Annotated in this window: 16 protein-coding genes and 1 riboswitch; of the genes, 10 read left to right on the top strand and 6 right to left on the bottom strand. The window is 62.5% G+C overall.

The annotated features are described in order from the left end of the window. Positions 1-46: 46 nt before the first annotated feature. A complete protein-coding gene (locus G8767_RS18070) occupies positions 47-2167 on the bottom strand; it encodes an MMPL family transporter (protein ID WP_166810956.1) in 2121 nt (706 codons plus the stop codon). 71 nt (positions 2168-2238) lie between these two features. Next, positions 2239-2385, top strand: a riboswitch (cobalamin riboswitch). Between the two features lie 115 nt (positions 2386-2500). On the opposite strand from G8767_RS18070, the gene G8767_RS18075 reads away from it, so the two are divergent. From G8767_RS18075 to G8767_RS18090, 4 genes are read left to right on the top strand one after another with little or no spacing between them, the layout of a single operon-like run. Beyond that, positions 2501-3496 (top strand): ABC transporter substrate-binding protein, encoded by a 996-nt coding sequence (locus tag G8767_RS18075; protein ID WP_185564422.1) that lies wholly within the window; start codon positions 2501-2503, stop codon positions 3494-3496. Continuing rightward, positions 3493-4533, top strand: a complete 1041-nt coding sequence (locus G8767_RS18080; protein ID WP_166810958.1) for an iron ABC transporter permease — start codon at positions 3493-3495, stop codon at positions 4531-4533. Before G8767_RS18075 ends, G8767_RS18080 begins: the two co-directional genes overlap by 4 nt. Next, the gene (locus G8767_RS18085; RefSeq protein ID WP_166810960.1) at positions 4530-5363 is read left to right on the top strand and encodes an ABC transporter ATP-binding protein; all 834 of its coding nucleotides are present in this window, start codon (positions 4530-4532) and stop codon (positions 5361-5363) included. The genes G8767_RS18080 and G8767_RS18085 overlap by 4 nt, the downstream gene beginning before the upstream one ends. Beyond that, positions 5360-6130 carry a (2Fe-2S)-binding protein gene (locus G8767_RS18090; RefSeq protein ID WP_166810962.1) on the top strand — a complete coding sequence of 257 codons (771 nt, stop codon included), beginning with the start codon at positions 5360-5362 and terminating at the stop codon, positions 6128-6130. Before G8767_RS18085 ends, G8767_RS18090 begins: the two co-directional genes overlap by 4 nt. A 31-nt stretch (positions 6131-6161) precedes the next feature. Here G8767_RS18090 and phoA read toward each other — a convergent pair whose 3' ends face one another. Continuing rightward, positions 6162-7694: an alkaline phosphatase gene (phoA, locus tag G8767_RS18095; RefSeq protein WP_124566500.1), complete on the bottom strand. Its 1533-nt coding sequence runs from the start codon at positions 7692-7694 to the stop codon at positions 6162-6164. 267 nt (positions 7695-7961) lie between these two features. Here phoA and G8767_RS18100 point away from each other — a divergent pair, with 267 nt between their 5' ends. From G8767_RS18100 to G8767_RS18115, 4 genes are all read left to right on the top strand, one after another. Then, a complete protein-coding gene (locus G8767_RS18100) occupies positions 7962-11249 on the top strand; it encodes an error-prone DNA polymerase (protein ID WP_166810964.1) in 3288 nt (1095 codons plus the stop codon). A 236-nt stretch (positions 11250-11485) separates the two neighbouring features. Continuing rightward, entirely contained in the window at positions 11486-11833 is a 348-nt protein-coding gene (locus G8767_RS18105) for a hypothetical protein (protein ID WP_095969264.1), read from the top strand. A gap of 14 nt (positions 11834-11847) precedes the next feature. Next, positions 11848-12618: a glucose 1-dehydrogenase gene (locus G8767_RS18110; protein ID WP_166810966.1), complete on the top strand. Its 771-nt coding sequence runs from the start codon at positions 11848-11850 to the stop codon at positions 12616-12618. A 57-nt stretch (positions 12619-12675) separates the two neighbouring features. Next, positions 12676-13683 carry an NAD(P)-dependent alcohol dehydrogenase gene (locus G8767_RS18115; RefSeq protein ID WP_166810968.1) on the top strand — a complete coding sequence of 336 codons (1008 nt, stop codon included), beginning with the start codon at positions 12676-12678 and terminating at the stop codon, positions 13681-13683. Here G8767_RS18115 and G8767_RS18120 read toward each other — a convergent pair. Continuing rightward, entirely contained in the window at positions 13670-14560 is an 891-nt protein-coding gene (locus G8767_RS18120) for an alpha/beta hydrolase (protein WP_166810970.1), read from the bottom strand. The two genes, G8767_RS18115 and G8767_RS18120, sit on opposite strands and share 14 nt — an antisense overlap. A gap of 31 nt (positions 14561-14591) precedes the next feature. Further along, positions 14592-15431 (bottom strand): CPBP family intramembrane glutamic endopeptidase, encoded by an 840-nt coding sequence (locus G8767_RS18125; protein WP_166810972.1) that lies wholly within the window; start codon positions 15429-15431, stop codon positions 14592-14594. 84 nt (positions 15432-15515) lie between these two features. Between G8767_RS18125 and G8767_RS18130 the strand changes: the two genes are divergently transcribed. Then, the gene (locus G8767_RS18130) at positions 15516-15824 is read left to right on the top strand and encodes a rhodanese-like domain-containing protein (RefSeq protein ID WP_095968974.1); all 309 of its coding nucleotides are present in this window, start codon (positions 15516-15518) and stop codon (positions 15822-15824) included. 46 nt (positions 15825-15870) lie between these two features. Here the strand turns inward: G8767_RS18130 and G8767_RS18135 are convergent, their stop codons facing one another. Together G8767_RS18135 and G8767_RS18140 are read right to left on the bottom strand one after the other, a co-directional pair. Then, positions 15871-16512 (bottom strand): dihydrofolate reductase family protein, encoded by a 642-nt coding sequence (locus G8767_RS18135; protein ID WP_166810974.1) that lies wholly within the window; start codon positions 16510-16512, stop codon positions 15871-15873. Positions 16513-16586: 74 nt separating this feature from the next. Continuing rightward, on the bottom strand, positions 16587-17672 hold the full coding sequence (locus G8767_RS18140) for a TDT family transporter (protein WP_206029478.1): 1086 nt from the start codon (positions 17670-17672) through the stop codon (positions 16587-16589). A 90-nt stretch (positions 17673-17762) separates the two neighbouring features. Here G8767_RS18140 and G8767_RS18145 point away from each other — a divergent pair, with 90 nt between their 5' ends. After that, positions 17763-18674 (top strand): LysR family transcriptional regulator, encoded by a 912-nt coding sequence (locus G8767_RS18145; protein ID WP_095968977.1) that lies wholly within the window; start codon positions 17763-17765, stop codon positions 18672-18674. Positions 18675-18684 lie beyond the last annotated feature (10 nt).

An 18684-nucleotide genomic window follows, 5' to 3' on the forward strand; every position in this document is an offset into this window, starting at 1 on the left:
CTCCGCAGGATCCCAGGCACTCTCCAGCGACATGGCCCAGTCACGGTCAGTGGCCGATGCCGACCTTCGCGTGGACCTTTTTCATCCACGCGGGAGCCCACCAATTCGCTTCGCCCATCAACTTCACGAGTGAGGGCACGAGCAACATGCGGATGATGGTCGCGTCGACTATCAGCGCGACGATCATGCCGACGCCCAGGAACTTCATCACCGACAACCCGGACATCGCGAAGGCCCCCGTCACCACGATCAGGAGTAGGGCGGCGGCCGTCACGATGCGGCCGGTGCGTTCGGTTCCGAACTTGACTGCTTCCTCCGTCGTCGCTCCCGCGTTCTTGGCCTCGACCATCCGGGACATCAGGAAAACCTCGTAGTCCGTGGACAATCCGAAGACCACCGCCAGGATGAGCACGACGAACGTCGCTTCCAGCGGAGTTTGACTGACCCCGAGGAGTTCGACGCCGTGACCGTCCTGGAAGACGAAGGTGAGAACACCGAAGGTGGTCGCGAGGCTCAGTGCGGCCATCAGCACCGCCTTGATGGGTAGCACCACCGAACCGAACGCGAGGAACAACAGGATCAAGGTGGATCCGACCATGATGAGGATCATCACCGGCAACCAGTGCAGGACGGCGTTGTTGCCGTCGTCGACCATGGCTTGACCACCGCCGACAAGCAGCACCGTTCCGTCGGGAGCGGAGATCTCGCGCAAATCTGTCACTGCGGCGCTCTGTGATTGGGGTGTAGAGCCCTCGCTGTAGAGAGCCTGAACCGCGATCAGTTGATTGGTGCTCGCGACGACGGTCGCCTGACCGATGCCCTCGACCTGACCGGCGGACTCGGCGATCGCTGCACCTTCGGCCGGGGTGAGAGTGTTCCCGTCCTCGGCCTGAAGGATCATCGTCGCGCCGTTTCCGGTCTGCGGGAAGTCGTTGACCAACGTGTCCATTGCGACGCGAGCGGGGTCGTTGTCCGGCAGTGCGGTGTACGAGAGTTCTCCCAAACGGGCGCCGAGCAGGGGCGAGGCCATCACGAGCAGCACGGCCACGATCGTCACCGAGACCGCGACCGGACGCTTCATCACCCACGTGACGACGCGGCCCCAGAACTTGCGCGAGCGTTCCTCACCGCGTTGCGCCGCATCCTTGCGCCACGTCAGGGCGTTGATGCGATGCCCCAGAATGGCAAGCAGCGCAGGCACAGCGGTCAGCGACAGGACTGCCGCGCTCAGTACTGCAGCGATCGCACCGAAGCCCAGAGACCGGATGACGGCCTGCGGGAAAACGAGCATGCCGCTGAACGCGCAGATCAGCAGCAGACCCGAGAACATGACGGTGCGACCCGCGGTCAGAACTGTCCGCTGAGCAGCCGCTCCCGGGTCCGAGCCCGAATTCAGTTCTTCACGGAACCGGCCGACAACGAACAGTCCGTAGTCGATGGCCAGTCCCAACCCGAGAAGAGAAGCGACGTTGATCGAGAACGAGGACACATCGGTGATCAACGTGAGGATCCGCAGAACCGCCAACGCGCTCAGGACACTGAGAACACCCACGAACACCGGAACCGCAGCAGCGACGACGCCGCCGAAGGTGAAGACCAGCAGCACCAGAGTGATCGGAATGGCGATGGCTTCGGCGACCACCAGGTCTTTCTCCAGCTTGGTGTTGAACGCGACGCCGACAACCGTATTACCCGCGAATTGTGCCTCGGCACCATCGACTTCGAGCTTCGGCAAGAGATCGGCGAAAGTAGCCGGTGTGACGCCCGAGTCCGGTGCCAACGTGATCGCAACGGCCGCCATGGATCCGTCGTTCGAGAGCAGGCTGGCCTTGGCCGCGGCGTCCGTTCCCCAGTACGACTTCACCGATGCCGTCGGCACTTCCGTCTTGAACTGGTCGACGGCGGCCGTCACTGCCGGGCCGATGTCGTCCAGAGACTTACCGTCCGTGGGCGTGTAGATCGCGATGATGTCCGGGGTCTGCGGGCCGAGATTGTCTTCGATGATGTCGGCGACCTTCGCGGAGTCGCTGCCCGGATCGATGAATCCGCCCTGGCTGAGCTTGCCGAACACTCCAAGTCCCCACACCCCACTGATGAGAACAATCAGAACCGCGAGGCTCAGTACCCACCATTTCCGGGCGACGACGGTTTGGGCCCAGCGTGTCATGTATCAACTCCGGTGTGTGGGGGTGTCTGGCCAGATCGACTGTAGTGGGCGTTTGGTCTTGAATCGGAAACGTCATGCATACTGCTCGAAGCACTTGCAAGCCACGCGTGTGGGGGAAGCCGGTCCGAATCCGGCGCTGACCCGCAACGGTAGGTCGATTCTCGGTAGTCACCGAGCGTCGGCAAGCCCGATTACCCACCGCGCGGTGTGCGACATCCATTCGTCGTGGTCTACGAAAAGGAAGTCCAGCAGGAGCTCTGGCCGAGGATCAGCGTGCGGGCGGAGTTGTCTGTCGGATTCTCATTCGTGGCTCAGAGCCCTTACGAGGTCCCCGTGTCACTTCAGTTCTCCCCGTCCCGCACCGCCGCTGTTCTCATCGCGGTCGCCTTGGTTTCGGCAGGTTGTTCCAAAGGTCAGGAATCGGAGTCCGCGTCGGCTGCGGAATCCTTCGCGCAACCGGTGTCGGTGACCAACTGCGATCGAGAGATGACATTCGATTCGCCGCCGCAACGCATCGTGTCCTTGAACGGGCATGTCACCGAGGCGCTCATCGAAATCGGTGCGGGTGATCGGATCGTCGGTCGGGCGTACAGCGACAACCCGCCGACTGCTGAGACCGCCGATGTATTCAACAAGATTCCCAGCCTCTCCGATACGTTCCCCAGCATGGAGCAGGTTCTCGACGTCGATCCGGACTTCGTGGTCGGAGGAATGACCAGTGCCTTCAACGAGAAGCAAGGGCGCTCCCGAGACGCCTTCGGCGAGCGTGGAATCAACACCTTCCTCTTCTCCGAATACTGTGGCACCGGTTTCCCCGATATCGGATTGCTCGAGAACGACTACACGCAACTCGGCCGAGTCCTGGGCGTCGAAGATTCGGCCCGTGAGGTAGCCGAGGAGATCAGCAATGGTCTCGATTCCGTCCGCGCTTCGGTCGGCGACGCAGCGCCGGTACCCACCTTCTTCTACGACAGCGGTGATCAGGTTCCGACAACCATCGGCGGAGTCGGTGTCGGTCAACTGGTTGCGGAATACTCCGGCGTCTCGAACATCTTCGCCGAAGGGACGAAGCCCTACATCGATGCATCGTGGGAAGCTGTTGCCGAGCGTGCACCCCAGGCGATCGTGGTCATCGACTACGGCGACAAGACAGCCGAGCAGAAGATCGACTTCCTCCGTGCTCAGCCGTTGATGGCGACCACCCCTGCTGTTCAGCAGAACCGGTTCGTCGTGGTTCCTCTCGCGGACCTGTTCGAGAGTTCACGGTTGGTGCGTTCGGCACAGACCATCGCGACGGCATTCCATCCGGGCGCTGACGCGGCGAAGTGACTCGCACGCGCTACGGGTACGGCGCCCTCCTTGTCGGCTTGTCGGTCGCCCTGGCTGTCGTACTGGGGCTGGCCGTCTCCTTCGGATCGGTACGCATCCCCGTCGGGGACGTGTGGGCGATAGTCGGAGCTCGTTTGGCGCCAGGGACTTTCGAGACGTGGTGGACCGCGGCGCGGGAGTCGATCGTGATCGATTCTCGCCTACCGCGTGCCCTCACGGCTGCGGTGGTGGGTGCGTCCTTGGCGATGTCGGGTGCTGTTGCTCAGGCTGTCACACGGAATCCTCTTGCCGACCCGTATCTGCTCGGAGTTTCGTCGGGTGCGGGATTCATGGTGGTGCTCGTGTCGGTGCTGGGTTTCGGCGCCGGCCTCCTCGGGGTTTTCACGATTCCGGTCGCAGCATTCGTCGGGGCGATGATCCCGTTGTTTCTCGCACTGCTGATCGGCGGCCGGTATCCGCAGCCGACCGCGATCATTTTGGTGGGTGTCGCGCTCGCCCAGATATTCTCGGCGCTCATCACCTTTTGCATCCTGGTGTTGGCCGACGATCGGCACGTGACGTCGGTGATGCACTGGATTGCAGGCGGATTCGGTGATGCGCGATGGTCGACGCTGATCTTCCCGACGATCACGCTGGTCGTCGTCGGTACCGCCCTTCTGCTCAGTTCGCGGTGGATGGACGTCTTGCAGACCGGTGACGACGGGGCTGCTGCACTCGGTATGAACGTCCGACGGTTCCGTGTGTTGTCCTTGCTTGCGGTCTCCGTACTGGCGGGCGCGGCAGTCAGCGTTGCCGGTGGAATCGGATTCATCGGTCTGCTGATCCCACATCTGGCCGGTTTCATCGTTGGCACCAGAGCAATTCGACTGCTCCCTGCTGCAGCCCTGCTTGGCGCCGTCGCGATGGTAGCCGCGGATACCGCTGCACGATCGGTGGCACAATCCACTGAAGTTCCGGTCGGGGTGATCACCGCCCTCGTCGGTGCGCCGATCTTCGTCTGGATGCTCTACCGGCAGTATCGGAGGCTCGAACAGTGACGCAGACCAGAACAGTGACACAGGCCAGAACAGGGACACTCCCGAAGGACGCCGAAGCTGCGCCTCTGCTCGAACTCGTCGAGACCCGGGCGAGGCTCGGCAACCGCGAAGTCTTGCGCGGCATCACTTTCGCAGTGACGTCCGGTGAAATATTGGGCTTGGTCGGACCGAACGGCAGTGGCAAGACGACGGCACTGCGCTGCTGCTATAACGCTTTGACTCCGACAGGTGGCGCAGTTCTGATCGATCAAGCCGACTCGACGACGCTCTCGCGTAAGGACATCGCCCGAACCATCTCGGCAAGTGTTCAGGAACCTACTGTCTCGGCAGGACTTTCGGTCCGTGAATCGATCGCACTCGGACGAACTCCGCACCGCAGCTGGTTGGACCGAAGCACGGATCGTGACACAACCATCGTGGATCGATGCATCGAGCAGGTCGGTTTGGTCGAGCTTGCCGGACGGGACGTGTCGACTCTGTCGGGCGGTGAGCGGCAACGTGTCTCGATAGCGCGCGCATTGGCTCAGGAGCCCAAGGTTCTGTTGTTGGACGAGCCGACCAATCATCTCGATCTTCGTCACCAGTTGATCGTGATGGAATTGCTCGCCGAACTGGCGTCGGCGGGGCTCGCAGTTGTGGTCACGATGCACGATCTACGGTTGGCAGTCGAGTACTGCGACAACCTTGCCGTGCTCACCGAAGGTGAACTCCGCGCGTGTGGGTCTACGGTCGAGGTGTTGGACGAGCCGCTGTTGGCCGAGGTTTTCGGCATCAAGGCGCGAGTCGAACGCGGCGTACGCCCGCGGATGGAGATATTGGGGCTGGCATGACGGAATCGATAGCCGGGATCTACGCCCGTATGGCAGTAGCTGTGCCGTTCTTCGACGACCTGACCGCATATCCGGATACGGTGCCCGCGGTGTTGATGACCGACCCCCAATGGTTGGCAGCTCGCGTCGCCGATACGGCCGAGCGGTGGGGGAGTTCGGACAGCCGAGTGAACGGCACGTTGTGGTGGTACTCGGCCAGCTCGACGCTGACCGGCATTCCGATCGGAACCGGGATGGTCACCGGGTTCGCGGCCGATCCATCGTTGGACGGTGGGCGGATCTTCTTGCGTGACAACGGCTATCTGGGCGGGTTCGCTGCCGGATCGGTCATTCCGATCTCGCGGAGTGTGGCGGAGTTGGGTCACGCGATGTTCCGCTCGCTCAGCCCCGTGATCGAAGTACTCGCCGAGGTGTCCGGCGTTCGGCAGCAGGCGCTGTGGGCGATCACGACGGATTCCATCGCCAATCGGAGCCTTGACGCAGCCGGTAGCGCGAGGGAGCGTGGAAGTGCATTTGCGGCCGGTCTGATCGATGTTCTCCGGGGCGAGAACCCGGGCATTCCGGTTCCGCGTTTCGTCGATGTCGACCGTCATGAAAGTGTTGTGCGCGTTTCCAATCCATTGACACCGGTGGCATCAGGGCGACGCAGATTCACGCAGCGGGCGTCGTGCTGCCTGATCTACGAGGTGCCCGGTGAAGGTAAGTGCACCAGTTGCCCGAAGCGCGCACCCGAAGATCGGGTGCGCGCCTTGGCCGCTCTGGTGTGACTGTGGGTGAGCTGATTCAGGTGTTGTCAGATCAGTGAGCTGCGACCTTGGAACGGTCGAGACCCAGCGCGTCGGTCATCGTGAAGAACAGATCGGTCTGGTCAGTGAGGCCACTGACATTGGCGGCGTGCGGGCCGAAAGCTGCTACACGCAACTGAGTTCCGGTGTGTCCTTCGGACTCGACGGCCGGGTCCTCGGACGTTCCGTAGCTGATCGTCATCTCCGAGCCGTCCTTGGTGGTCAGCTTGCGGGTCAGTCCGGGGTAGACGATTTCCTGGGCGCGCTCGACCGGAATGTTCTGGTCCTTGGCGATGGTGGCGATGTCGTCCGCGCTGACGTTGGTGACGATCTGGCTGGTGTGAGCGTGGTCGGCGGTAACGATGACCAGGGTTTCTCCGTCGGTCTTCGCGAATTCGAGTGCCTTCTGCACAGCTTCGTCGAGGTCGACGGTTTCACCGATCTGACCGCACGCGTTGGCTGCGTGATCCTGCTTGTCGATCGAGGCACCTTCGACCTGGAGGAAGAATCCGTTGTCGTTGACCTTCAGTAGGTCGATCGCCTTCTGCGTCATGTCCGCGAGCTTGGGTACGTCGGAGGTTCGCTTGGGGTTGTCGACGCAGGTTTCGGCGGGTTGCAGGTAACCGTCACGGGTGGCGACAGAGCCTTCCCAGCGGACGGGCATGTTGCCGTCGGCGAACAAGCCGAGCACGGGTGCATCCTGATCTGCCTTGCCGACCTCGTTCATCTCGGCGGCATTCTTCACCAGCTGGTAGCCACGAGCGGCAGCTTGCTCGTTGAGTGTCTTGCCCTGCCAGTCACCGGCTTTCGCGGTCTCAGCGAAGGACTTGGCGCCGCCGGCAAAGGTGACGTCGGCTCGGGTGTCGAGGAGCTGTTCGCTGATCGACCCCTTGCCGCCGTTCTCGATGGCGTTCTCCGGGCAGGACTTGGACGTTGCCTCCGGCCCGTAGCACTTGCGGCCACTGACGTGTGCGACCTGCACTGCGGGGGTGGCGTCCTGCACCTCGGCAGTGGAGACGTTGCCGGTGGCCTTGCCGTTCGCCTTGGCGATCTCGAGGACGGTCGACTGGGCCTGACCCTTGATGTCGACGGAAATCGCGCCGTTGTAGGTCTTGGTGCCGGTGGACCATGCCGATCCACTGGCAGCGGAGTCGGTGACGTAGTCGGGCTTGCCGTCCTTGGTCAACGCGTAGTGCGTGTACTGGCCGGTGATCGGCAGGGCGTCGAGGCCGGGGAAGCTGCCCGCAGCGCCTTCGGCGTAGTTGCGTGCGGCTGTGATCTCCGAGTCGCCCATGCCGTCCCCGATCAGGAGGATGACGTTCTTCGCGCCGGAGGCATTGACGGCGTCGCGCACTGCGGCCGACTGATCACCGTCGATGCGACGAGCGCCGCCGTTCGAGGACAATTCGCCGGTCGCGGCGCGATCGACGGTCGCGCCGTTCGAGCCTGTGGCCTCGTCGGCGCTGCTGCTGCAGCCGGCAGCGGCCAGAACGGCGACGGCGCCGGCGACGGCCGTCAACCTACGTGTGTTGCGCGAGAACGACATACGAGTAGTACTCCTGAAACAGTATGGATGGAGATTATGAACGCCGCTAATGATCTGGGGCCAAAGTGAACGGAGTGCAGACATGCGTACATCTGAATGTGACGAGACGGTGAGGGTTGAGATTCGCTCTGTTGACTGTGGGTGAGTGACCTGGCAGACTGAATCCGAATCGAACATAAGTTCGATGCATGTGGTGCGTCTTCCCTTTCGGCATCCTCGAGCAGTCGGTCGTCCCTGACGGCCGACTCGATCAGGTGCGAGGTCAGTGTGGGTTGGGGAAATGGGCCGCCGACGTGGTCCGAGATGGAACGGGTGCTTTCCGGACGACCCGGCCGTGTGGAACATGAGGATTTGTTTCCGGGCGATGGAAGTGACAGCCCCGCCTGGTCAAGAAAGCGCGGCGAGTACCACGCGGGCGAGCTCACCCGTGGTGCCGGTGTAGTTCCTTACGCAGAACTGCACGCTCACTCGGCCTTCAGTTTCCTCGACGGCGCATCGTCGCCGGAAGAGCTGGTCGAGGAAGCCGTGCGTCTCGGGCTCGAAGCTATCGCCGTCACCGATCACGACGGCTTCTACGGCGTGGTGAGGTTTGCGGAAGCAGCACGTGAATGGGGAATGCGCACAGTCTTCGGAGCTGAGCTTTCTCTGGACTCGGTACCCAGAACCGGCACGGCAGATCCCGGTGGAACACACCTCCTGGTGCTTGCCCGTGGGCAGGAAGGGTATCGCCGGCTTTCGCGGGAGATCGCTGCCGCGCATCTGGCGGGCGGCGAGAAGGGCAAACTGCAGTACGACTACGACGTGCTGACCGAAGCGGCCGGTGGCCACTGGCAGATCCTGACCGGGTGCCGGAAAGGTCATGTGCGACAAGCCTTGACGTCGGGTGGTCGCGAAGCAGCGGCGGATGCCTTGGGGGATCTGGTCGAGCGGTTCGGGGCGGAGCGAGTGTCGGTGGAACTCACCCATCATGGGTTGGCGGAGGACGACGAGCGCAATGCCGTTCTGGCCGAATTGGCGAGAGAGCATGGACTACGTACGGTGGCGACCACCGCCGCGCACTTCGCCGCTCCTCCGCGTCGACGCCTCGCCATGGCAATGGCGGCTGTGCGGTCGCGTCAAAGCTTGGACGAGGCAGCAGGATGGTTGGCCCCTACCGGCGGAGCGCACCTGCGGTCCGGCGCGGAGATGGCGGCACTGTTCTCGCTCTATCCGGAGGCTGTCAGTGGTGCCGCCGATCTTGGTCGTGAGTGCGCTTTCGATCTCAAGCTCATCGCGCCCAAATTGCCACCGTTCGACGTGCCAGCCGGGCATACCGAGGCGTCGTGGTTGCGTGAGCTCACCATGGTGGGGGCGCTGGAACGCTACGGACCGCCGGAAGGTGCACCGAAGGCATACAAACAGCTCGAACATGAACTTGCCATCATCGAGGGATTGAACTTTCCCGGATACTTCCTGGTGGTGCATGACATCGTGTCGTTCTGCAAGAACAACGACATCCTCTGTCAGGGAAGAGGTTCCGCTGCAAACTCGGCGGTGTGTTACGCGATCGGCATCACCAATGTCGATCCGGTTCGCAACAAATTGTTGTTCGAGAGGTTTCTTGCGCCCGAACGTGACGGCCCGCCCGACATCGACGTGGACATCGAGTCCGACCGTAGGGAAGAGGCGATCCAGCACGTGTACGCGAAGTACGGGCGTACGTATGCCGCGCAGGTCGCCAATGTCATCACCTATCGAGGAAAGTCGTCGGTGCGGGACATGGCTCGGGCACTGGGCTTTTCGCAGGGACAGCAAGATGCGTGGAGTAAGCAGGTCGGCCGGTGGGGAGGTATCGGCAAGAATGCGGATACAGATATTCCGCGTCCGGTACTCGAACTGGCGGCGCAGATCGAAGGCTATCCGCGGCACCTCGGTATCCACTCGGGCGGCATGGTCATCTGCGATCGTCCTATCGCCGACGTCTGTCCGGTGGAGTGGGCGCGAATGGCCAATCGTAGTGTCCTGCAGTGGGGCAAGGACGACTGTGCCGCCGCTGGGCTGGTCAAGTTCGACCTGCTCGGCCTCGGCATGCTCTCTGCATTGCATTACATGATAGATCTGGTGGCCGAACACAAAGGCATCACAGTCGATCTGGCGCAACTCGATCTGTCGGAAACGGCGGTGTACGAGATGTTGCAGCGGGCAGATTCGGTAGGGGTGTTCCAAGTGGAATCACGTGCGCAGATGGCGACACTGCCGCGTCTGAAGCCTCGAAATTTCTACGACCTGGTGGTCGAAGTCGCGCTCATCCGTCCCGGGCCGATTCAAGGCGGATCAGTCCATCCGTACATCCGCCGGCGCAACAAACTCGAACCTGTGTCCTATGACCATCCGTCGCTCGAGAAGGCACTCGAACGCACATTGGGGGTTCCGTTGTTTCAGGAACAGTTGATGCAGATGGCCGTCGACGTTGCGGGTTTCACGCCGTCCGAGGCCGATCAATTGCGTCGGGCAATGGGATCGAAACGTTCCACCGAGAAGATGGAGCAACTGCGAGCGAGGCTGTACCAGGGCATGCGAGACCTACATGGCATCGGCGACGAGGTTGCCGACCGAATCTACGAAAAGCTGTACGCATTCGCTAATTTCGGGTTTCCGGAAAGTCATTCACAGAGTTTTGCCGCACTGGTCTTCTACTCCTCGTGGTTCAAGCTTCATCACCCCGCCGCGTTCTGTGCCGGGCTTCTGCGAGCGCAGCCGATGGGTTTCTACTCACCACAGTCCCTGGTCGCCGATGCGCGCCGGCACGGAGTGCAGGTACACGGTGCAGACATCAATGTCAGCCTCGCGCATGCCACCGTCGAGGCAGGTGGATTCGAGGTTCGGCTGGGACTGGGGGAAGTGCGCAACATCGGCGATGCGCTCGCCGAGAAAATTGTCGAACAGCGCGACCTCGGTGGACCGTTCACGTCGTTTCTCGATCTGACCGGTCGGGTGGAACTGACTACCGCGCAAGCTGAATCGTTGGCGACTGCCGGCGCGCTTGCCAGCTTCGGCATCTCGCGTAGAGAAGCGCTGTGGGCTGCGGGCGCTGCGGCAGGGGAGCGTCCGGACCGCTTGCCCGGTATCGGTGCGTCGGTCACAGCTCCCACCCTTCCCGGCATGAGCGACGTCGAATTGGCGGCAGCGGATGTCTGGGCGACCGGAGTATCTCCCGACACCTACCCGACACAGTTTCTCCGCCCACAGCTCGACGCGCTTGGCGTGGTGCCGGCGTCGAGACTTCTCGACATCTCGGACGGTGACCGTGTGCTGGTGGGGGGAGCAGTCACACACCGGCAGCGTCCGGCAACAGCTGCGGGCGTCACGTTCATCAATCTCGAAGACGAAACCGGCATGGTCAACGTCGTATGTTCGGTGGGGTTGTGGGCAAAGTACCGGAAACTGGCAAATACGGCGCCGGCGTTGCTTATCCGAGGGAAGGTGCAAAATGCAGAAGGCGCTGTCACCGTCGTGGCAGACCGGATGCAGCTGATGGATCTGCGAGTCACAGCCAAGTCGCGAGACTTTCGCTGATGTCCGATTCTGCCCCACCGTTTTGTGTCGAGGGCACAGTTTTGTGCCGAGAGGACAAAGGCGGAGCTCAACTCTGACCTCCGAGCATATGGCGCGGGTCACAATCGCTCCCTAGGGTTGTCGCTTGAGCGGCGATCGAATCACCTGGCACGGCTACGGCCTGTGGCCTCGCTGGTGAATATCGTCGCCTTCCAAACATGCTGAATCCAAAGCACTTCGAGTCGAAGAGGAACTTCATGAGCACAGCGATTCTCGTCGCACACGTACATCCCGCGGATCCGTCTTCGGAGGAAGCATTCAACCGCTGGTACGACGACGTACATATTCCGCAGGTCGTCGAGCGAGTGCCCGGGGTTGTCTCCGCCTCTCGATTCTCTCTCGCGGATGTGCAGTTGCTGCCCGAGGCGGCATTGCCCGCGCGTCGCTACCTGAGCATCTATCAACTCGACACGGAAGATCTCGCGGGCACCGCCCAGGCATTGGGAAGTGCTTTGGGCGACGGAACTCTCGACATGTCCGAGGCCATCGCGACCACCGGTGAGACCGGTCCCGAATTGCTCTTCTACGTACCGGCCGAGAGCTGAAGGGGAACGCTGACATGTCCGATCTTCTCGCGAACAAAGTTGCGATAGTCACCGGCGCAGGCGCAGGCATCGGTGCGGCAATCGCCCGGGCATTCGGGGCGGAAGGTGCCCGCGTCGTAGTCTCCGACATCAACGGTGACGCAGCACAGGCAGTGGCGGACTCGATCGACGGGGCGATCGCTGTCACCTCCGACGTTACCGACGAACAGCAGGTCAAGGATCTCGTCGCCAGAGCGGTCGACGAGTTCGGCGGACTGAACGTCGTAGTACCCAACGCCGGCATCGCCACCACAACTCCACTGATCGAGACCACGTTCGAGGACTGGCGAAAAGTCATGTCCGTCAATCTCGACGGAGTGTTCTTGACCGTCCGTCATTCGTTACCCGCGCTCGTCGCATCCGGTGGCGGTTCGATCGTGAACATCTCGTCGATCTCGTCGACAACAGGGTCGCCGTTGATCGGCAGCTACGCCGCCGCCAAGGCCGCGGTTCGCAATCTCACCGAAACCCTCTCGGCCGAACTTCGCTTTCACGGAATCCGCGCGAACGCTTTGCTGCCCGGATTCATCGATACCGACCTGGTCAAGAGTCACCAGCAGGATTTCGAGAACGCCCTCGGCCTCGAATCCGGCGGCTTCGACGATTTGATGGTCACGAAGCAGACGCGCTACGGCCGGACCGAGGAAGTTGCCGCCGCGGCCGTGTTCTTTGCCAGTGACCAGTCGTCGTGGTGCAACGGCAGCAGTCTGGTTCTCGACGGAGGGTTCACCGCTTCTCTTCTCTGAGCCGCAGCACCTCTCCGAACATCACCCGAAATCATCATTCGTGCGAGGATCCACACCATGACCAACCGCGCCGTGTACGTACTTCCGCCCGGAGGATTGAACAACCTCGAATCGAGGACCATCGAGACGCCAGGGCCGGACGCGGGCGAAGTGACGATCGCGATCCACGCGAATTCGCTCAACCACCACGACTACCTCGTGGCGACCGGCGAGATAGCCACCGACGGTCCGCGGATCCTGTTGTCCGATGCTGCCGGGGAGGTCGTTGCGGTCGGAGACGGCGTAACGCAGTTCAGCGTCGGAGATCGCGTGATGAGCACCTATCTGCCGCATTGGCGGAGCGGCGCACCGGATTTCGACGGATTCGGAAATTCACCGGGTGACGGTGCCGACGGGTTCGCCCGCGACACCGTCACCGTGCCGGTATCTGCTGTGACAGTGATGCCGCGAAACTACACCTACGAGGAAGCCGCTACCTTGCCCACCGCGGGATTGTCAGCGTGGCGCGCACTGTTTGCCGGCGTTCCGATCATCCCAGGTTCGACGGTGTTGATCCCTGGGACCAGCACGGTAGCGCTGTTTGCCGTGCAGCTGGCCAAAGCTGTTGGAGCTCAGGTGATCGCAACCTCGTCGGCCGCCGACAAGATGGCTCGATTGACCGAGCTCGGTGCCGATCACGTGGTCAACTACCGCGAGCGCCCGGACTGGGGAGCGGAGGCGATGCGGCTCAGCGGCGGAATCGATCTTGTCCTCGACGTCGGCGGGCCGTCCACCCTCGGTCAATCTCTCGTGGCAGTGCGACCCGGCGGGCGGATCTGTGCGCTGGGGATCATGAACGGCCCCTCGTCGTCGATCGACCTGACTTCGCTCCTGACCAAACAGGTCACTATCGAAGGTGTTCTGGTGGGCAGTCGTACACATCAGGAGCAAATGGTTGCAGGTCTGGAAAGCCTCGCGCTTCGTCCCGTCATAGATTCTTCCTACAGCCTCGACCGCCTCGCTGACGCTTTCGAGCAGCAGAAATCCGGGCGGGCCTACGGCAAGATCGTCATCACAAACCCTTGACTGCTTGCCGGTCCCAATGGGGATCGGTGAGGATTTCCGCCGAGTCGCCGACAAACGCACGTGCGGCAGTCTGGTCGCCGCTGAGGGTGAACCTCAGCCACGCTGTCAGGTAACCCCGGAATCCTTCGCCGTCGACGGCCCAATTGTGGCCGACGCCAAGCAGTCTGCCGCGGACGGCCGGCCCCGCGGTTTCGTCGAAGTACTCCGCTTGCGGATCGGCGGTGGAGACAGGGTCGTCGGCGCCGGTCATGAAGAACGTCGGCCCGGTCAACTTCGCCACGTCGATCACGTCGACGGGTCGCGAGGCCCACCACGGGTCCGGCAAATCGAGCACCGCCGTGGCGGTGATCAGATTCGCCGACCGAGTTGCCGCGTTGATCGCACCGCCTGCACCCTGCGAGTGCCCCACCGAGGCTATGTTGTCGGTGTCGATCCGCTGGTGAAAGATGCTTTCCGCGTTGGTGTCCTGATCCACGATGTACTGGGCGGCAGCCAAGATCTCGGTACCGTCTCCGGTGACGCTGCTGTCGGCTACCACGACGACGAAACCCCACGACGCGAGGTGACGTAGGAGGGCTTCGTACTCCTCGTAAGTCGCGTAACTGCCGTTGCCGAAGGTGACGACGGGAAGCCGATTGCCGTCAGCGGACAAGTCGGCTGGGTAAAACAGTTGGTACCCGGGAACGGAATCGGCAGCCACCTCGTGCGCACCCTGGGCTGCGTACAGATCGCTGATCGACTCCGATGCGATGGATTCGGTAGTCGCGGCTTCGGGAGCGGCCGGAACCCCCGCACTGGCCGGAGTGACGGCACCGGAGAGCGCCAATACGCACGACGCAGTCACGACGGCGATCGAGTATGTGGTTCGAGAAGGCATGGGTACAAGTATGTCCGAACGTCTCGAGCCGTCAGGCCGTGACGTGTGTGGGCTGGTCTTCGCCGACTCGGCCTCGAATGAGGAATATGGCGACTACACCGAAAGCGATCAACAGGACCGTCAGGAGGGACGCGATCGCGGCGGCGCCAATCACCTCTGTAGTCACGGACGTGTCCAACCCGCCGGTCGAGAGAATGGTGGTGGGGTCGGTGAGGCCGTGCAACACGATTGCGGCCCAGATAGTCCCCGTCACTCGCATGGTCAGGTACATGCACATGCCGAATCCGAACGTATAGACGACTGTGCCGAGAACGGTTGCCAGTTCCATCCCCGCAATGAAGTTCACGGTGTGCATGAGCGCGAACAACAAGGACGATACGACCGCGACGAACCGTTCGCGGTGGCCGGCGTCGCGGAGCATCTTCACGGCGATACCTCGGGTGAGCAGTTCTTCCGCGAGCCCCACGCACACACCGAGAGCGATCAGGGAAACGATCTCCCCGGTCGACCACTCGCTCCAATCCGTTCCGACCAGGTGTGCAGCGATGGCGGCGACCACGATAATCGGGCCGATCCACATCCACCCGCGCCCGCGTATGGGTTGTGGTCCGAAGATGTCGCGCAGCCAGCCCAGCTTGGTCGCGAAGATCAGCAGTGCGATTGCGCCGATCGCGATAGGCAATGCGACGCCGAAGATGATGCTGGAAGCGCTCGCGACAACGTTGTCCGTGTCGATCTGGTCGGCAAAAACCCGCGAGGTAACCTGCCCGACGGCGAGGTAGAAGGCCAAATAGGCGACGATCACCGAGAGCAACTTCCACAAGGACGGGCGACTCCAAAAACCCGACTTTTCGGGAACGGTATTGGTCATTGTCAGATCGTAAAGGGAGCCGCAGGAAAACACGCGGTACCGTCTATTCGGACAGCAGCGAACACGAAGGCAGGACGCAGAAAAATGTTGGAAGTCGACTTGAATGCACTGGACGCGGCGCTGGCGGCGGGTGAGCCGTTGATCGACGTCCGTGAGGCCGACGAGTTCGCTCAGGTGCGCGTTCCGGGTGCGTCGCTCATTCCGCTCAGCGAGTTCGTCGCTCGCGTCGGCGAGATCCCGGACGCAGAAACGGTGTACATCATCTGCGCCGTCGGGGGACGGAGCTTGCAAGCCGCTGAATATCTCCAGGCCCGCGGCATCAATGCCGTTTCGGTGGCCGGTGGAACGATGGCGTGGTACCAGTCGGGTCGTCAGGTCGAGACCGGGGAATAGGGCGTAGCTGTTGGGGCAGCCCCGCATTCGGCGCTGCCCCAACAGGTCACTTTCGCCAGAACAGGTGATGCGTCACGCCGCTCGGGCTCGGCACGATTTCGAGGTTGAAGCGATCACGTAATTCGTCGGGTGTCTCCCACAGGCGTAGACCGGATCCGAATTCGATCGGGGAGACAGCGACGTGCATCGTGTCGACCAGATCGGCGTCGAGGAATTCACGGATAGTGCTGACTCCGCCGCCAAGTCGAACGTCCTTGCCCTGCGCCGCCTCACGTGCCTGCTCGAGGGCCGTCGCCGGGTCGGCGTCGACGAAGTGGAATGTCGTGTCCGAGAGTGTGAACGACGGCCGCACGTGGTGGGTCAAGACGAATACCGGGGTGTGGAACGGTGGCTCGTCGCCCCACCAGCCCTGCCACTCGAGATTCTCCCAAGGGCCGCGGTAGGGAGCGAATTTGTTGCGGCCCATGATTTCGGCACCGATGTTGTTGGAGAAGTCTCGGGTGAAATAGTCGTCGAGGCCGCGGCTGCCGCCGGGATCGGTGCGGTTGGGCCAGCTGGCCGTAGCTCCCGCCCACGCAAACATTTCACCGTGGTCGAGGCCGAACGGGCTCTCGAAACTCTGGTCCGGACCGCATGCTATTCCGTCGCTGGAAACGTTGAAATTCTGCACTCGTAACAACTGACTCACCGTGTACTCCCGCTCTCGACAATGGTCTACGTGAGTACAGACCGTACGGCGAGGCGAAACTCATCGGTGCGATTTCAGGCGGCTGCGGGAAGTGCGCCACTGCGGATCGAGCGGACGGTCCGTACCGCGACGGTTGCCCAGATGGGGATCAGCACGGTCAGCAGGGCAAGTGCGATTCCCAGAATCAGCGTCGAACCGGTGGCGACTCCGAATGCATTCGCACCGACGGCACATGCTCCGATGGGAAAAGTGAAGCTCCACCAGCCGAGTGAGAAGTCCAAGCCGCGGCGCAGTGCGTGGATGGTGACGACGGTGACGGTGACAAACGCGATCACGCCGATGATTCCGACGACGGTTCCGTATGCGATTCCGAATTCGTGCAGGGTGTCGGCGTGCTCGGTACCGAGTGCATGCCGTGAGGCGGCGGCCAACAGGTTGGATGCTGCGATCGACTGTCCGATCACGCCCAACGGAATCCACAGTGAGGGAATGGCATTGAACGGGATCACGTCGACGCCCGCCGAGTGGTTGCGTGCGAACTGCCTGGCGACGGCTACCAGAATGCCGATGGCGGCGGTAAGCGCCAGAGCGAACAGGATGTAGCAGAAGACCAGTACCGCGACGCGCGGAGCGCCTTCGGGCATGTGGGTGCTGACGGCTGCGCCGGTGGTGGCCGAGACCATCGGGGGTACGACGGGCATGAGCCAGAACGGCATTGCCGTCGCCATCCCGGCATCTCGAACGAGTCGAATCATCATCACGACGTAGGTGACCAGGCCGAGTGCCGTGCCGAGTGTCCACAGTGTCAGCGACACGGTGATCGCCACGTCGTGGCCGAGGAAGTCCGGGCCGGTGATGCCGGTTGCGGATCCCACGGTCAGAAGTGCCATTGCGACGGCGCCGTAGAAGGGGAACATCGCGGGGCTGTGCAGGTAGGCGAGGGCCTGACATCGATGTTGTGACCAATGGGTGGCAAATGCTCCGATCAAGGCGCACAGTACGAGAACCGCCAGAACCCAGAAGATCTCGGAGACCAGTTTCAAGCCCTCGATCTCCGGTTCGAGCGAAGCGGCGGCCACCGAGACGATTCCCGTTCCCATCGCTGCCGCGAACCAGTTCGGGGTGATGTGGGCGAAGGTGGGACTCGTGGTGGTGGTCATGTATTTCACTGTCGTCTCATCCGGTTCGTACCGGTAGACCGGTTGTCCTTGAATGCCCACAAACTCGCCTTGTGGGTCTAATCTTGGTCTATGTCGTTGTCCCCTCGGGTGCCGGAGCTCAGTGCCCTCGACGTCCTGCTTTCCGTAGGGCGTCTGGGCAGCATGGGTGCTGCCGGCCGGGAGCACGGACTCAGTCAGCAGGCAGTCAGCGCCCGTGTGCGTTCGGTCGAACGTCAGCTCGGCATCAAGGTTTTCGATCGAGCGGCGACCGGTGTTCGTCCCACTGCCGAGGGCGGTCTGATTCTCGAGTGGGCAAGTCACATCCTCGTCAGTGCCGAGGAAATGGCATCGGGAGTTGCGGCACTTCGCGGTGAACGCGACGCTGCCGTCACCGTCGCGGCCAGCATGACCATCGCCGAGTATCTGGTGCCCGGATGGACGGTCGCGATGCGGCACAAGTTCCCCAATGTCGTGGCGTCGGTGAGCTTGCACAATTCCTCGGACGTCTCTGCTCAAGTGCAGGCAGGCCAGGCCGACATCGGATTCGTCGAAGGGCCGGATGTGCCGTCGGCGCTCGCGTCGTGTGAGGTGGCACGTGATCACCTCGTCGTGGTTGTGCCGCCGGGACACGACTGGGCCAATGGTGTGCCCGTTCCGGTTGCGGACCTCGCACGCACACCGCTCATTCAGCGCGAGTCAGGGTCCGGTACGCGGTCGACGCTCGAGAATGCCGTTCCCGATTGTGTGCCGCCGTTGCTCGAGCTCACCTCGTGCACCGCAGTCAAGGCTGCGGTAGTGGCCGGCAATGCGCCCGCCGTTCTCTCGTCGCTGGCCGTGGCTGCAGATCTGACGGACGGGCGACTGGTCGCGGTCAACGTCGACGGCTTGCGGATGCCGAGGCGGCTCCAGGCCGTCTGGGATCCAGATCGCGGATTACGCGGTGCAGCAAGGGATTTCCTCGACATCGCGCTCGGTTCCAACACTGCTGTTCATTCGCGCTGACGGCTGCGGC

Origin of the sequence: Rhodococcus sp. IC4_135 (assembly GCF_011602025.1) — a bacterium.
Classification (GTDB): domain Bacteria; phylum Actinomycetota; class Actinomycetes; order Mycobacteriales; family Mycobacteriaceae; genus Rhodococcus_F; species Rhodococcus_F baikonurensis.

Excerpts from the sequence above, each read along its gene's own strand:
- G8767_RS18070 (WP_166810956.1), bottom strand. The coding sequence starts at position 2,167 with ATGACACGCTGGGCCCAAACCGTCGTCGCCCGGAAATGGTGGGTACTG.
- G8767_RS18090 (WP_166810962.1), top strand. The coding sequence starts at position 5,360 with ATGACGGAATCGATAGCCGGGATCTACGCCCGTATGGCAGTAGCTGTG.
- phoA (WP_124566500.1), bottom strand. The coding sequence starts at position 7,694 with ATGTCGTTCTCGCGCAACACACGTAGGTTGACGGCCGTCGCCGGCGCC.
- G8767_RS18105 (WP_095969264.1), top strand. The coding sequence starts at position 11,486 with ATGAGCACAGCGATTCTCGTCGCACACGTACATCCCGCGGATCCGTCT.
- G8767_RS18110 (WP_166810966.1), top strand. The coding sequence starts at position 11,848 with ATGTCCGATCTTCTCGCGAACAAAGTTGCGATAGTCACCGGCGCAGGC.
- G8767_RS18115 (WP_166810968.1), top strand. The coding sequence starts at position 12,676 with ATGACCAACCGCGCCGTGTACGTACTTCCGCCCGGAGGATTGAACAAC.
- G8767_RS18120 (WP_166810970.1), bottom strand. The coding sequence starts at position 14,560 with ATGCCTTCTCGAACCACATACTCGATCGCCGTCGTGACTGCGTCGTGC.
- G8767_RS18125 (WP_166810972.1), bottom strand. The coding sequence starts at position 15,431 with ATGACCAATACCGTTCCCGAAAAGTCGGGTTTTTGGAGTCGCCCGTCC.
- G8767_RS18130 (WP_095968974.1), top strand. The coding sequence starts at position 15,516 with ATGTTGGAAGTCGACTTGAATGCACTGGACGCGGCGCTGGCGGCGGGT.
- G8767_RS18140 (WP_206029478.1), bottom strand. The coding sequence starts at position 17,672 with ATGACCACCACCACGAGTCCCACCTTCGCCCACATCACCCCGAACTGG.
- G8767_RS18145 (WP_095968977.1), top strand. The coding sequence starts at position 17,763 with ATGTCGTTGTCCCCTCGGGTGCCGGAGCTCAGTGCCCTCGACGTCCTG.